Origin of the sequence: Kribbella sp. NPDC049174, from assembly GCF_043197365.1 — a bacterium.
Lineage (GTDB): Bacteria > Actinomycetota > Actinomycetes > Propionibacteriales > Kribbellaceae > Kribbella.
In genome coordinates, this window is sequence record NZ_JBICSZ010000001.1 from 620766 (window position 1) to 635196 (window position 14431).

Genomic DNA, 14431 nt, shown 5'->3' on the forward strand with positions numbered 1-14431 from the left:
GTCTAGTCCCGAGCGGTCTTGCCCGGGAGGGCGAGCATGCGGTCGAGGGCGAGCTTGGCGTACTTCTCGGTGTCGGCGTCGACCTTGATCGGGTTGACGACGTGGCCGGCGACCAGGTTCTCCAGGGCCCAGACGAAGTGCGGCAGGTCGATCCGGTTCATGGTGGCGCAGTAGCAGACCGTCTTGTCGAGGAAGACGATGTTCTTGTCGGTGTGCTGCTTGGCCAGCCGCTGGACCAGGTTGAGCTCGGTGCCGACGGCCCACGACGTACCGGGCTCGGCCTCCGCGAGGGTGTCGATGATGTACTCCGTCGAGCCGACCAGGTCCGCCTTGGTGACGACCTCGTGCTGGCACTCCGGGTGGACGATCACGTTGACGCCGGGGACCCGCGCCCGTACGTCGTCGACCGACGCGGCGGTGAAGCGGCCGTGCACCGAGCAGTGCCCGCGCCACAGAATCATCTTCGCGGCCGCAAGCTGCTCGCGAGTGAGGCCGCCGCCCGGCTTGTGCGGGTCGTACACCACGCAGTCGTCCAGGCTCAGGCCCATCTTCAGTACGGCGGTGTTGCGGCCCAGGTGCTGGTCGGGCAGGAACAACACCTTCTCGCCCTGCTCGAAGGCCCACTCGAGCGCGGTGTCCGCGTTGCTCGACGTACAGACGGCGCCGCCGTTGCGGCCGCAGAACGCCTTGATATCGGCGCTGGAGTTCATGTAGGTGACCGGCACGGTCACGTCGGCGACACCCGCGTCGGCGAGCGCGTCCCAGGCCGCCTCGACCTGCTGGATCCGGGCCATGTCCGCCATCGAGCACCCGGCCGCGAGGTCGGGCAGGATCACCGTCTGTGCGTCATTGGTGAGGATGTCGGCCGACTCGGCCATGAAGTGCACACCGCAGAACACGATGTACGGCGCGTCCGGCCGGGCCGCGGCGTCCCGGGCCAGCTTGAACGAGTCACCGGTGACATCGGCGAACTGAATCACCTCGTCACGCTGATAGTGGTGACCGAGGACGAACACCTGGTCACCGAGCGCCGCCTTCGCCTTCAGCGCCCGCTCGACCAGATCCGGGTCGGAGGCCGGCGGCAGCGCCCCCGGGCACTCGACACCCCGCTCCGAGTGAGGGTCGGTGTTCTGTCCCAGGAACAACAGAGGAAGCGCCTTCGGGCCATCCGCAGTAGTCGTCACGTCAAACATCGTGCCACGTCCCACCCCCACCCCCGCGTGGTACACGTCACTGCCCAGAGTGTGAAATCGCTACCCTCCGAGAGTGAAGATCGCAGGACTGCTGCTGGCCGCCGGTGCCGGGCACCGCATGGGTACGCCGAAAGCCCTCATCCGCGACCCATCCGGCGTGGCCTGGGTGGTGGGTGCGAGTCGCCTGCTGACGTCTGCCGGTTGCTCTCCGGTGGTCGTCGTGGTCGGCGCCTCCGCGGAGCAGGTCGCGGCTGAACTGGACGCCTCGGTCGAGGTGATCGAGGCAACCAACTGGCAGGAGGGCATGGGCGCCTCCCTCCGAGCCGGCCTGGCTGCCCTCAAGCACCACCCTGATCCGCAGCCCGGCACCGCCGGGACTCACCACCCTCACCTCTCCCTGTCCCCGTCCGTGCCTGGCCCCAGCGCGGCGCTCATCGTTCCTGTTGATGTTCCCGGTCTCACAGCCGACGTACTGCAGCGTGTGTCGGCTCACGCCGGCCGGTCGGCTCTGGTCCGTGCCGTCTACAAGGGGTCTCCTGGGCACCCCGTCCTCATCGGGCGGGACCACTGGGACGGGGTGATTGCCACCGCGGTCGGAGACCAGGGCGCCCGGGCCTACCTCAAGCAGCATCCGCCGGTGGAGGTCGAGTGTGGGGACCTCGCGGATGGGATGGATGTGGACACGGTGGAGGACCTGCCGGAGGGGCATCGACCCGGCTGAGCCTTGGCAACGTCGGCGGGTCAGGTAATGCTGAGCAGATGAAATCCGTCGGCTCCGCGGCAGAGCTTGCCGAGCGTCTGCGCGGTACCGGGTATCTCGCCGACGACGGCCTGGCCACGGTCGGCTACCTCGCGCTCGCCCTGCACCGACCGCTGCTGCTCGAGGGCGAACCAGGCACCGGCAAGACCTCCCTCGCCGCCGCGATCGCCGAAGCGCTCGGTCTCCAGCTGATCCGGCTGCAGTGCTACGAGGGCATCGACGCGACCCAAGCGCTCTACGACTGGGACTTCCCGCGCCAGATCCTGCACCTGCGCACCGTCGAGGCGACCCGGGCCGACCCGGACGTCGAAACCACCGCCGCCCTCGAAGAGGTCGAGAAGTCTTTGTTCGACGAGCGGTTCCTGCTCGCCCGTCCGGTGTTGCGTGCGCTGCGAGAGAGTCCCGCCGTACTGCTGGTGGACGAGATCGACCGGGCCGACGACGAGTTCGAGGCGTTCCTGCTGGAGGTGCTGTCGACGCACGAGGTGACGATCCCGGAGCTCGGCACGATCACCGCCGAGGTCCCGCCGATCGTCGTACTCACCTCCAACCGGACCCGCGAGGTCCACGACGCGCTGAAGCGTCGCTGCCTCTACCACTGGATCGACCACCCCGGTCTGGCCCGTGAGGTCGAGATCGTGCGCACCCGGCTACCAGAGGTGTCCCAGCGGCTCGCTGAACAGGTGGCGCGCTCGGTGCAGCGGATGCGCGACCTGGACCTGCTCAAGCCGCCAGGTGTTGCGGAGACGCTCGACTGGGCGCGTGCGCTCGACGCACTCGGCACGGACACGCTTGACGTCGAGGCGGCGGCCGCGACGCTGGGGGCGGTGCTCAAGTACCGGGAAGACACAGACCGGGTGCGTGAGTCGCTGGACCGGTTGCTGGCGAGCTGAGGCGACCATGACCGCACCAGACCTCGCCTTGGCCGGTTTCGCATCCGCACTCCGGCACGCGGGCCTGGCCGTCACCGCCGATCGCGTCCACTTGTTCCTCCGAGCAGTCGCCGAGTTGGACGCTGCTGCCACCGCCGAGGTCTACTGGGCCGGCCGCGCTGCCCTGTGCAGTGGTCCGGACGACACTGCGCGGTACGACGAGGTGTTCGCCGCCTGGTTCGCCGGTGAACGGTCGGGCCGGGCTGTTCGCCGTACGCCGAGTGCGACGACGCTGCAGGCCGCCCTCGACGTCGACGACGCTGGCGACGGTGAGGACAACGACCGCTCGCTCAGCGTCTCCGCGAGTACGACGGAAGTCCTGCGCCACCGCGACGTCGCCGAACTGTCCGCAAGCGACCGGGCCGAGTTGGCCAGGCTGTTCGGCACACTCCGCCCACAGGTCCCGGTACGTCGCGCCGCCCGGCGCCGCCCGTCGCACCGAGGCGACATCGATCCGCGGCGGACGTTGCGAGCCCAGTTGCGCCAGGTCGGCGAGCCGGCCCGAGTCCTCTACCGCCGACGCGGCACCAGACCACGTCGCGTCGTACTGCTCGTCGATGTGTCCGGCTCGATGCGCCCGTACGCCGACAGCCTGCTGCGACTCGCTCACACGCTCGTCCGGGCTGCACCGCGGTCTGTCGAGGTCTTCACCATCGGCACTCGGTTGACCCGGGTCACACCGGCACTGCGGCACCGCGACCCCGAGTTCGCGTTGCGGCTCGCGGGCGACGTCGTACCGGACTGGTCGGGTGGCACCCGACTCGGTGAGGTGCTGAAGGTGTTCCTGGATCGGTGGGGTCAGCGCGGTACTGCGCGGCGGGCGGTCGTGGTGGTGTGCAGTGACGGGTGGGAGCGTGGGGACGCGTCGCTGCTCGGTGCGCAGTTGGAGCGGTTGGCCGGTCTGGCTCACCGGGTGGTCTGGCTGAACCCGCATCGCGGCAAGCCCGGGTACATGCCGGTGCAGGCCGGGATCGTCGCCGTACTGCCGCACCTGGACGACCTGGTCGCGGGACACAGCCTGGCCAGCTTTGCGGATCTTCTGAAGGTGGTCGCCGATGCGTGACGTGCTCGAGCGGTTGGTGGAATGGTGGAGCGCGGGGGAGTCGGTTGCCGTGGGCACCGTTGTGGCGACGTTCGAGTCAGCACCGCGGCCGCCTGGTGCGGTGATGCTGGTCGGACCCGAGGGCGAGGCAGTCGGCAGCGTCTCGGGTGGCTGCGTCGAGGGCGCGGTCTACCAACTCGGTGAGGAGATCCTGGAGTCCGGCGAGCCGGTGCTGCAGCGGTACGGCGTGAGCGACGAGTCGGCCTTCGCGGTCGGCCTCACGTGTGGCGGCATCATCGACATCTTCGTCGAGCGCGTCGACAGAACGTCGTACCCCTGGCTGGGCGAGGTCGCCGCCGACGTCGAGGCCGGCCGCCCGGTCGCGGTCGCGACGGTTGTCGCCCACCCCGACCCAACCCGCGTCGGCCGCCGCCTGATCATCCGCCCAACCCCAGAACCGCCGGCGGAGACGGGTGCGGGTGGTGGGGTGGCTGCGGGGCGGGGGACAGTGGGGAGTCTGGGGTCGGAGCGGGCTGATGATGCGGTGGCGGATGACGCGCGGGGGTTGTTGGCGGCGGGGCGGACGGAGACGTTGGAGTACGGCCCGGACGGGCAGCGGCGTGGTGAGGGGATGCGGGTGTTCGTGTCGTCGTACGCACCGGTGCCGCGGCTGCTGGTCTTCGGTGCGATCGACTTCGCGGCGGCGGTGGCGAAGCTCGGTGCGTTCCTCGGTTATCGGGTGACGGTGTGCGACGCGCGCGGGGTGTTCGCGACCGCCTCGCGGTTCCCGTCGGCGGATGAGGTGGTTGTCGACTGGCCGCATCGGTACCTCACGGCCGAGGCCGCCGCCGGGCGGATCGACGGGCGGACCGTGATCTGCGTGCTCACCCACGACCCCAAGTTCGACGTACCCCTCCTCGAGGTCGCACTGCGCCTGCCGGAACTCGCCTACATCGGCGCGATGGGCTCCCGCCGTACCCACGACGACCGCCTGAAACGCCTCCGCGAGGCCGGCCTCACCGACCCCGAGCTCGCCCGCCTGGCCAGCCCGATCGGCCTCGACCTCGGCGCCCGCACCCCCGAGGAGACCGCCGTCAGCATCGCCGCCGAAATCATCGCCCTCCGCTGGGGCGGCGCCGGCACCCGCCTCTCCACCCAACCGGGCCCCATCCACCACTGACCCACCCCACCGGTCACCACCCGCGCCACGCCCTACCCGTCACCACCAGCCACCCGACCCGTCCCCGTCACCACCGGCCACCCGGTCCCCGTCGACGCCATCCCCACCTGACCCCTCGACCTCCCGAGCGCCGCCCCGACCGCCGACGCATCCCCGACCACCACCCCGACCCCACTCTCACCGCCGCCCCACCCCTTCGCGATCTCACCGGCCGGCACCGGTTGGAGTTGGTAGTGATCCGATCTCTTGTGGGGAAGATCACACGAGAGCAGGATCGGTTCCAGGTGGGTGCCTACTTCTGGAGGCGGGGCGATGACCCGGATCACGGTGCAAGTCGACGGAAGCAGCTACACGGACGACGTGGAGCCGCGCACGCTGCTCGTGCATTACCTGCGCGAGCAGCTGGGGAAGACGGGGACAGTGGTCGGATGCGACACCGGGAACTGCGGTGTGTGCACGGTCCACCTCGACGGGCGAAGTGTGAAGTCGTGTTCGTTGTTCGCGGTGCAGGCCGACGGGCACGAGGTGACGACCATCGAGGGTCTCGCGACCAACGGGCAGCTGCACCCGATGCAGCAGGCGTTCCACGAGAACCATGCCTTGCAGTGCGGTTACTGCACGCCCGGCATGATCATGCAATCAATCGATCTGATTGCCGACAATCCGAATCCGACCGAGGACGAGATCCGGCTCGGGCTCGAGGGCAACCTCTGCCGCTGCACCGGCTATCAGAACATCGTCCGTGCCGTTCAGGCCGCGGCCGCCGGAGGTGCGCAATGACCGCCACCGAGGAGCGCCGCACCGCCGAGGTCGGCAATCCGCGCCGGCGCAAGGAGGACGCCCGGCTGATCACCGGCCGGACCCGCTGGACCGACAACGTCGTACTGCCCGGCATGTTGCACCTCGCGATGGTCCGCAGCCCGTTCGCGCACGCACGGATCACCGGCGTCGACACCGAGTCCGCACGAGCGGCCAGCGGTGTGGTCACCGTACTGACGGGCGCCGACCTCGCCGACGAGCAGGGCGGCCTGCCGTTCGCCTGGACGGCCACGCCTGAGCAGGTGCAGCCGAACCACCCGTCCGTCGCGGTCGACACGGTGAACTTCGCCGGCGAGATCGTCGCCGTCGTGGTGGCCCGGACCGCGGCCGAGGCGTGCGATGCGGTCGACCTGGTCGACGTGGACTACGAGGAGCTGCCGGCCGCACTCGACCTGAAGGCGGCCGCCGCCGACGAGGTGCTCGCGCATCCCGATCTCGGCACCAACGTGTCGGCCACGTTCGTCTACGACTCCGCCGAGGCCGGCCACGGCGGCGACGTCGAGGTCGCGATCGCGGCGGCGCGCGACGGCGGCATCGTGATCGAGCGCGAGTTCCGCCAGCAGCGGCTGATCCCGTCGTTCATGGAGCCGCGGTCGATCGTGGTCGACCCCACCAGCGAACAGCTCACGGTGTGGGACTCGACCCAGGTACCGCACTTCGTGAAGATCTTCATCTCGCTGGTCCTCGGCATCCCGGAGCACAAGATCCGCGTGATCGCTCCGGACGTCGGCGGCGGCTTCGGCGGCAAGCTGCAGTTCACGCCGGAGGAAGTGCTCACGGTGATCGCGGCACGTCGTACCGGAAAGCCCTGTAAATACACCGAAACCAGGTCGGAGTCGCTGATGGCGGCGCACCACGGCCGCGACCAGTGGCAGAAGGTCACTCTCGCCGCGGACCGCGACGGCAACGTCACCGGTCTCAAGGTCGACCTGCTCGCCAACATGGGCGCGTACCTCGGCCTGGTCTCTGCCGGCGTCCCGATCCTCGGCGCCCTGATGTACAACGGCATCTACAAGTTCCCGGCGTACCGGCTCAGCTGCACCAACGTCTTCACCAACATGACCTGGACGGACGCGTACCGCGGCGCCGGCCGGCCGGAGGCGACGTTCGCGATCGAGCGGATGATGGACGAGCTCGCGGTGCAGGTCGGCGTCGACCCGCTGGAGATCCGCGAACGGAACTGGATCAAACACGACGAGTTCCCGTTCCCGACCGTGTCCGGACTGCAGTACGACTCCGGCAACTACGAGGCCGCGACCGCCAAGGCCAAAGAGCTCTTCGGGTACGACGACCTGCGCGCCGAACAACTGAAGCGGCGCGAGTCCGGCGACCCGGTCCAGCTCGGCATCGGCGTCTCGACGTACACCGAGATGTGCGGGCTGGCGCCGTCGCGCTGGCTCGGCTCGATGGGGTACGTCGGCGGTGGCTGGGAGCACGCGTCGATCCGGATGTTGCCGACCGGCAAGGTCGAGGTCATCACCGGGACGAGTCCGCACGGCCAGGGGCACGAGACGGCGTGGAGTCAGCTGGTCGCCGATCGGTTGGGTGTCGCGTTCGAGGACGTCGAAGTGCTGCATGGCGACACGCAGGTCGCGGGGCGCGGACTGGACACGTACGGCTCACGGTCGCTGGCGGTCGGCGGGATGGCGGTCCTCGCCGCGGCCGACAAGGTGATCGAGAAGGCGAAGCCGATCGCGGCGCAGCTGCTCGAGGCGAACGCGGACGACCTCGACTTCGATGGTGGCCGGTTCGGAGTGCGTGGCACTGAGTCGGGGATGACGCTGGGGGAGTTGGCGTTCGCGGTGTTCCAGGGGCACAAGCTCGACGGCGGTGCGGAGCGGTCGCTCGACGCGGACGCGACGTTGGAGCCGGACGACTTCTCGTTCCCGCACGGTACGCATCTGTGCGCGGTCGAGGTCGACACGGAGACCGGTGCCGCGAAGATCCGGTCGTACGTCAGCGTTGACGACGTTGGGATTGTCGTCAATCCAATGATCGTCGAGGGCCAGGTGCACGGCGGTATCGCGCAGGGCATCGCGCAGGCGCTGTTCGAGGAGGCGGTGCACGACGAGACCGGCACCTTGGTGACAGGTTCGTTCGTCGACTATCTGGTCCCGTCGTCGGCTGATCTGCCGTCGATCGAGACGGCACGCACCGAGACTCCGGCGACGACGAACCAGCTGGGTGTGAAGGGTGTCGGCGAGGCGGGCACGATCGCCTCGACTCCGGCCGTGGTGAACGCGGTGATCGACGCGGTTCGTCATCTAGGTGTGTCGGACGTGACGATGCCGTGTACGCCGTACCGGGTGTGGAAGGCCTTGCAGGAAGGGGCGAAGTCATGATTCCCGCGGCCTTTGAATACTTCACGCCGACGTCGGTGGACGAGGCGGTGGCATTGCTCCGCGAGCACGCCGACGCCAAGGTGCTGGCCGGCGGTCAGAGCCTGATGCCGGTGCTGCGGCTGCGGTTGGCAGCGCCGGAGTCGATTGTCGACATTGGGAAGATCGACGAGTTGCGGGGCATCCGCGACGACGGGGACGCGCTGGTGATCGGTGCGATGACGTCACACAGCACGGTCCAGGCCGATCCGCTGGTCGGCGAGCACACCCAGCTGATTTCGTTGGCCACGGCAACGATCGCGGATCCGCAGGTGCGGCACCGCGGGACGTTCGGCGGTTCGCTGGCGCACGCCGATCCGGCCGGCGATCTGCCGGCGGTCGCGCTCGCTCTGGATGCGTCGTTCGTGATCGCGGGGCCGAACGGCCGTCGTACCGTTGCCGCCGGCGACTTCTTCCAGGGCGTGTTCAGTACGGCGCTCGCCGAGGACGAACTGCTGGTCGAGGTACGGGTGCCGAAGTACACCGGCTGGGGTGCGCACTACGAGAAGTTCAACCGGGTCGCGCAGCAGTGGTCGATCGTGGCCGTCGCGGCCGCGGTCCGGCTGGACGGGGACTCGATCGCGGAGGCGCGGGTCGGGCTCACCAACATGGGGTCCACGCCGATCCGGGCGATCGCGGTCGAGGACGCGCTGATCGGCCGGCCGGCGACCGCCGAAGCCGTCCGTGAGGCAGCGGCCCGGGCCGCTGACGGGACTTCTCCGGTGACCGACCTCAACGGTGATGCGGAGTACCGACGGCACCTGGCGTCGGTACTGACGCGGCGCGCGGTGCTGGCCGCGGCCGGTGCTGGATGACGGCGGCGGAAGGTACTGGATGAAGCTCGAGCACAAGTTCGTCGTACCGGCTCCGGTCGAGCAGGCGTGGGCCGCGTTCAACGACCTCGAACGGGTGGTGCCTTGTTTCCCTGGCGCCACCCTGACGTCGTACGACGGCGACCAGTTCACCGGGACGTGCAAGGTCAAACTGGGACCGGTGTCGCTGCAGTACGCCGGCACCGGGACGTTCGTCGAACGCGACCCGGCAGACCATCACGCGGTGGTCGAGGCCAAGGGCAAGGACAAGCGCGGCAACAGTACGGCGTCCGTCCGGGTCACTGCCCGCCTGGACGCCTCAGGTGACACATCCACCGCGGTCACCGTCGAAACCGACCTAACCGTCACCGGCCGCCCCGCCCAATTCGGCCGAGGCCTCATCCAAGACGTCTCCGACCACCTCCTGGCCCAATTCGTCACCTGCCTAACCACCACCCTCACCACCCAACCCCCACCCGAACCCACCACCTCGGCAGCCGGGTCCACGGCCCTCGCCCCCGACTCCACCGCCCCCGCAGCCGAGTCCAGCGGTTCCGCAGCCGAGCCCAACGTCTCCGCGGCCGCACCCGCCGCCACAGCTGGACCCACAACCACCGCCGGCCCTGCCAAACCGGCCAGCCCTGCCTCAGCCGCTGGACCCACCTCACCAGGCGGACCCGGTGGAGTCGCGGGAGCTCGTGGTTCCACCGCGACTACTGGATCCGCTGCCGCCGGATCTGCCGCCTCAGGTGCTGCTGGCACCTCAAGTCCCACCGCGCCCGAGGAGCCAACAAGCCAGGCCCCACCAGCTCAGCCACCCCCCGGCGCGTCTACGCTGGATCTGGGCTCCGCACTCATACCGGCACTAGCCCGTCGCGTCCGCCCGTACATCATCGGCGCCGTACTAGCACTCCTCATCCGCCGCCTACTCCGCCGCTGACAACGCCTGCCGGCACAGGTGATCAGCCGCCCGCGTCGTCTCCGGCAAGCGATACCGCGGCGACAGATGCAGCACATGCCGCATAGCCGTCGGGAGACTGACCCGATGCCCGACGGACACATACATCGGCTTCACCCCGTCCTGTGTACGCACCACCGCGCCGACAACCTCATTGTCGACAATCAGATCGGCCGACTCACCCCGAGCCGACCCAGGCTCGGCATGCGTACCAACAAACGCCGTCTTCGCCGCCCCGATCGCCGGCACCCCGGTCAGCACCCCGAGATGACACGCCAGCCCGAACCGCCGCGGATGCGCCAACCCCTGCCCATCGCACACCAGCAGATCCGGCGTCGTCCTCAACGTCCCCAACGCCTCCAGTAACCCCGGAACCTCCCGGAACGCGAACAACCCAGGCACATAAGGAAACGTCGTCTCCCCGAGCACCACCGCTCGATCCACCTCGGCCAACGTCTCCCAGTCGAGCACGACGACCGCGGCCGCCAACCGATCCCCGTCGTACGCAACATCAAGCCCGGCGACATACCGCGGCCGATCGCCGACATCCGTATTGTCGACAAGCCCCCGCAGTCCCTCCTGAACGGCAACCGCTTCAGCGGCCGTACTCGGCCATCGCATCCAGGCACCGTACCCGCGGCCAATCACCCGACCGATCCCGGCCGATCACCCACCCCAATCGCGACTGATCACCCGGCTGGTCGCGGCCGAGCACCCGGCCGGACGGCTCACGAGCCGGTTCGCTGACTCTGCCGGTACTTCGCGGCGCGGGCGCGGTTCTGGCACGTGACCGAGCAGAACCGCCGTCGTCCAGCGGGTGACCCGTCGACATAGATGTCCGCGCAGCCTCCGTCGACGCACACCCCGAGGCGACCGGGACCCTCCTCGGACATTTGCGCCCGCAGGGCCAGCAGGGCCGCAGCCAGCAGAGCGTCGTCAGCGTCCGCCCACCACGTCGGCCGAACTCCCGCGCCGTCCAGCAAGAGATCGGGCCGTACGTCGATTGTCGTCAGCAACTCGGAGACCGCGGCGACGCGAGCCGCCGTACCGGCCGACGCGAAGATCCCGAAGATCGTGTCGGCGAACCGGATCAGCTCGTCATCCGTCAGCGCATCTGCCACCGAGGTCGGGACGCCGGCCCGGGCGACGTGGTCGGCCAGCGGGGGCACGTCCGACCTGGCGCCCGCGCGGCGAGGCTCGACGCCCCAGCCGTTCACCAATTCGACCAAAGAGTCGAGCGGCATCGGCTCCACCTGAACTCGCACCCCACCAACATAACGCGTTGAACGACGTTAATGCGTTGCGCATCTCACATCGGCCCCGTAACGTCATGAGCCCCAGGATCACGTGATGGAGGATCGATGACGGCGCGGATGCGAGACGTCGCCCAGCGAGCCGGGGTCTCGGTGAAGACCGTCTCCAATGTCATCAACGACTATCCGCATGTCACCCCCGCGACCCGGGCGAAGGTGGAAGCCGCGATCGCTGAGCTGGACTATCGCCCCAACCTCGGCGCCCGTTCGTTGCGCAAAGGGCAGTGCGGCGTAATCGCGCTGGCGATTCCCGATCTCGCCCTGGTCTGTTTCGCCGGGCTCGCCGGAGCCGTCGGCCGGGCAGCGAAGAAGAGTGGCGTCGCCGTTCTGATCGAGCAGACGGACGACGACGAGGTTGCGGAAGAACTCGCTCTCGACGGTCTGCGTGACCGACTGGTCGACGGGATTCTCTTGTGGCCGTCGGCCTGCGCCGGCACCGCGGCGGCCCCGAACAGACCGGTGGTGCTGTTGGGCGAGGGACGTCCCGACCTCCCGTTCGACAGGGTCTCGTTCGAGCACGAGCCGTCGCTCATCACCGGCTCCAGCAACCACGAGGCGTTCGCCAACAAGGCAGTCGCTCTCCTACTCGACCGCGTAGCCGGCGTCGGCCCAACCGAACGACGCCACGTCGTGATCCCATCGGCCCGCCCAGCGCAAGCGCTGCACTCCTGCTAGCAGGAGCCAGCCGAAACCTCCGCATGGCATATGAGGTGGCCGGCCGGAGTCTGTGCGGTGGCCGGACCCGGAGTTGGGTGTAGCGGAAGTTGCATCTGTTCGGGTGCGGGTGGTCGGCCGACAGGTGGCTACGGCTGGTCGAGCTGGGGTGGGCCGCCGGGGGGCCACTCGACCAGTTCGATGCGGTAGCCGTCGGGGTCGGTGAGCCAGGATGTCTTCGGGCCCTCGGGACCCCCGGGGAGTTCCACCGGTCCCGGCTCCAGGCCGGCCTTGGTCAGACGGTCGATCGTGTCGCTCAGTGAGTCGACCTCGATCGCGTAGTGCTCGAAGCCACCGATCTCGACTGGTCCGTCAGCCGGCCGGTGCACCAGCTCGAGCGACACCGCCGTTTCGTCGGGAAGCTTCAGCCAGACCAGGCTGGATCCGTCGTCGAACGGCACCGTGCCGAGTTCGGCGTACCCCACCGCCCGGTAGAAGGCGAGCGAGCGCTCGAGGTCGCTCACCCGGTACGCGAAGAGGATTGTCTTCATGCCTGCCGATCAAACCACCGTCACGAGTCACCGGACGTGACCGCGGACTGTCCGCGAGGTGGTTCCCCGGCGGCGGGCGCGCGTGGATGTGGGAGAGGATGTCGGCATGCGAGTGCTGATTGCGCCGGACAAGTTCGCGGGTACCCTCACCGCCGTGGAGGCGGCGGCTGCCATCGAGGAAGGCTGGCGGCGGCGGGACCCGGACGCGGAGGTGCTGGTCGCGCCGATGGCGGACGGCGGCCCTGGCTTCATCGACGTACTGTCGGCCGTCGTCGACGGGACCCTCCTGTCGGTGACTGTCCGCGGACCGCTCGGCGAGGACACCCCGGCGACGGTGTTGCTCGCGGGCGAGACGGCGTACGTCGAGACCGCGCAGGCCTGCGGTCTGCACCTGGTCGAGCCGGAGCAGCGCCGGCCGGAAGACGCGACCACGTACGGCGTCGGGCAGCTGATCGCTTCCGCGGTCGACGCCGGGGCGAAGCGGATCATTCTCGGCCTCGGTGGATCCGGGACGAACGACGCCGGCGCCGGACTGCTCGCCGCGCTGGGCGCGACCGCCGCCGGGGGCAGCCTGGATTCCGGCGCGGCAGGTCTCGCAAAGCTGACCGAGGTCGACCTGGAGCCGGCGCGGACGCGGATGGCCGGGATCGAGTTCGTCGCCGCGAGTGACGTGGAGAACCCGATGCTCGGGCTGCGCGGCGCGACCAGCGTGTTCGGCAAGCAGAAGGGGATCGCGGACGAGCGCAAGCCCGAGGTGGACGGCTGGCTGACGCACTTCGCCGAGCTCGCGGACCGCAAGACCGCGGACAAGAAGGGTGCGGGCGCGGCCGGTGGACTCGGTTACGCACTGTTGCTGCTCGGCGCCGAACGGGTGTCCGGGATCGACCTGGTCGCGGAGCTGACTGGGCTGAAGGAGAAGGCGTCGCGGGTCGATCTGGTGCTCAGCGGTGAGGGTGCCTTCGACTTCCAGTCGCGGGACGGCAAGGTGATCGCGGGTGTCGCGAAGGTGGCGAACGACGCGATGCGGCCGTGCGTCGTACTGGCCGGAAAGGTGCTGATCGGGTCCCGCGAGATGCGCACGATGGGCGTCGAATCGGCGTATTCGCTGGTCGACGCGGTGGGGGAAGCGCAGGCGTTCGCCGACCCGCACGGCTCGCTGGCCGCCGTCGCGGAGCGTGTCGCCAAGACCTGGGCGCGTTGACCCCGTTCCGTACGGCGGAACGCTGCCAGCTGCACCGGAACGCGTGGGCACCGGCTCTGCTTGGTACGGCGGAACGACGGCGAGCCGGCATGTGTCGGAATCGACGTCCGGCCAGCGAGGCAGGTAGTTGATCCCAGAAATTGGTGTGCGACCATGGGAATGGTTCCGGATCGGCGATTGTTGGCTCGGAATGACAGCGGACTTTCCGCGCGCGGCTGCCTGCCCACAGCAGCCGGGCGCTCACGAGATGACTGGAGTCAGGAATGACTGAAGCGCAGACCGAGCAGGCCGTAGCCACAGGTGTGCTCCTCACCGACGGGGCCGCCGCCAAGGTGAAGGCGCTGCTCGAGCAGGAAGGACGCGACGACCTCGCGCTGCGGGTCGCCGTACAGCCGGGCGGTTGCTCCGGGCTGCGGTACCAGCTGTTCTTCGACGAGCGTCAGCTCGACGGCGACGTGGTGGCCGACTTCAACGGCGTGAACGTCGTGACCGACCGGATGAGCGCGCCGTACCTGAAGGGCGCCTCGATCGACTTCGTCGACACCATCGAGAAGCAGGGCTTCACGATCGACAACCCGAACGCCACCGGCTCTTGCGCCTGCGGCGACTCGTTCAACTGACGTAGCCCGAGAGCCCCG

At 69.2% G+C, this 14431-nt stretch carries 15 protein-coding genes; 11 read left to right on the plus strand and 4 right to left on the minus strand.

Annotation, left to right across the window (positions count from 1 at the left end; all coding sequences use genetic code 11):
- Positions 1-2: 2 nt before the first annotated feature.
- Complete coding sequence (gene nadA / locus ACGFIF_RS02890; RefSeq protein WP_393150727.1) at positions 3-1184, minus strand: quinolinate synthase NadA; 1182 nt, start codon at positions 1182-1184, stop codon at positions 3-5.
- An 82-nt stretch (positions 1185-1266) separates the two neighbouring features.
- Here nadA and ACGFIF_RS02895 point away from each other — a divergent pair, with 82 nt between their 5' ends.
- The 8 genes from ACGFIF_RS02895 (at position 1267) to ACGFIF_RS02930 (ending at position 10056) form a co-directional block, all read left to right on the plus strand.
- Positions 1267-1914 (plus strand): NTP transferase domain-containing protein, encoded by a 648-nt coding sequence (locus tag ACGFIF_RS02895; protein WP_393150729.1) that lies wholly within the window; start codon positions 1267-1269, stop codon positions 1912-1914.
- 38 nt (positions 1915-1952) lie between these two features.
- Complete coding sequence (locus tag ACGFIF_RS02900; RefSeq protein ID WP_393150731.1) at positions 1953-2846, plus strand: AAA family ATPase; 894 nt, start codon at positions 1953-1955, stop codon at positions 2844-2846.
- A gap of 7 nt (positions 2847-2853) precedes the next feature.
- A complete protein-coding gene (locus ACGFIF_RS02905) occupies positions 2854-3948 on the plus strand; it encodes a VWA domain-containing protein (RefSeq protein ID WP_393150733.1) in 1095 nt (364 codons plus the stop codon).
- Positions 3941-5107, plus strand: coding sequence for an XdhC family protein (locus tag ACGFIF_RS02910; protein WP_393150735.1), 1167 nt, complete (start codon positions 3941-3943; stop codon positions 5105-5107). Before ACGFIF_RS02905 ends, ACGFIF_RS02910 begins: the two co-directional genes overlap by 8 nt.
- Before the next feature lie 312 nt (positions 5108-5419).
- Entirely contained in the window at positions 5420-5887 is a 468-nt protein-coding gene (locus ACGFIF_RS02915; RefSeq protein ID WP_393150738.1) for a (2Fe-2S)-binding protein, read from the plus strand.
- Positions 5884-8268 carry a xanthine dehydrogenase family protein molybdopterin-binding subunit gene (locus ACGFIF_RS02920; RefSeq protein ID WP_393150740.1) on the plus strand — a complete coding sequence of 795 codons (2385 nt, stop codon included), beginning with the start codon at positions 5884-5886 and terminating at the stop codon, positions 8266-8268. The genes ACGFIF_RS02915 and ACGFIF_RS02920 overlap by 4 nt, the downstream gene beginning before the upstream one ends.
- Positions 8265-9119, plus strand: coding sequence for an FAD binding domain-containing protein (locus ACGFIF_RS02925; RefSeq protein ID WP_393150742.1), 855 nt, complete (start codon positions 8265-8267; stop codon positions 9117-9119). Before ACGFIF_RS02920 ends, ACGFIF_RS02925 begins: the two co-directional genes overlap by 4 nt.
- A 19-nt stretch (positions 9120-9138) precedes the next feature.
- Positions 9139-10056, plus strand: coding sequence for an SRPBCC family protein (locus tag ACGFIF_RS02930; RefSeq protein WP_393150744.1), 918 nt, complete (start codon positions 9139-9141; stop codon positions 10054-10056).
- On the opposite strand, the gene nfi is transcribed toward ACGFIF_RS02930, so the two are convergent.
- Positions 10042-10695 (minus strand): deoxyribonuclease V, encoded by a 654-nt coding sequence (gene nfi / locus ACGFIF_RS02935; protein ID WP_393150746.1) that lies wholly within the window; start codon positions 10693-10695, stop codon positions 10042-10044. The two genes, ACGFIF_RS02930 and nfi, sit on opposite strands and share 15 nt — an antisense overlap.
- Before the next feature lie 107 nt (positions 10696-10802).
- Positions 10803-11339, minus strand: a complete 537-nt coding sequence (locus tag ACGFIF_RS02940; protein WP_393150748.1) for a CGNR zinc finger domain-containing protein — start codon at positions 11337-11339, stop codon at positions 10803-10805.
- 96 nt (positions 11340-11435) lie between these two features.
- Here ACGFIF_RS02940 and ACGFIF_RS02945 point away from each other — a divergent pair, with 96 nt between their 5' ends.
- Positions 11436-12062, plus strand: coding sequence for a LacI family DNA-binding transcriptional regulator (locus ACGFIF_RS02945; protein ID WP_393150750.1), 627 nt, complete (start codon positions 11436-11438; stop codon positions 12060-12062).
- A 128-nt stretch (positions 12063-12190) separates the two neighbouring features.
- Here the strand turns inward: ACGFIF_RS02945 and ACGFIF_RS02950 are convergent, their stop codons facing one another.
- On the minus strand, positions 12191-12592 hold the full coding sequence (locus ACGFIF_RS02950) for a VOC family protein (RefSeq protein WP_393150752.1): 402 nt from the start codon (positions 12590-12592) through the stop codon (positions 12191-12193).
- 106 nt (positions 12593-12698) lie between these two features.
- Between ACGFIF_RS02950 and ACGFIF_RS02955 the strand changes: the two genes are divergently transcribed.
- Complete coding sequence (locus ACGFIF_RS02955; RefSeq protein WP_393150754.1) at positions 12699-13793, plus strand: glycerate kinase; 1095 nt, start codon at positions 12699-12701, stop codon at positions 13791-13793.
- A 263-nt stretch (positions 13794-14056) separates the two neighbouring features.
- Positions 14057-14413, plus strand: a complete 357-nt coding sequence (erpA, locus tag ACGFIF_RS02960) for an iron-sulfur cluster insertion protein ErpA (protein ID WP_132207018.1) — start codon at positions 14057-14059, stop codon at positions 14411-14413.
- Positions 14414-14431 lie beyond the last annotated feature (18 nt).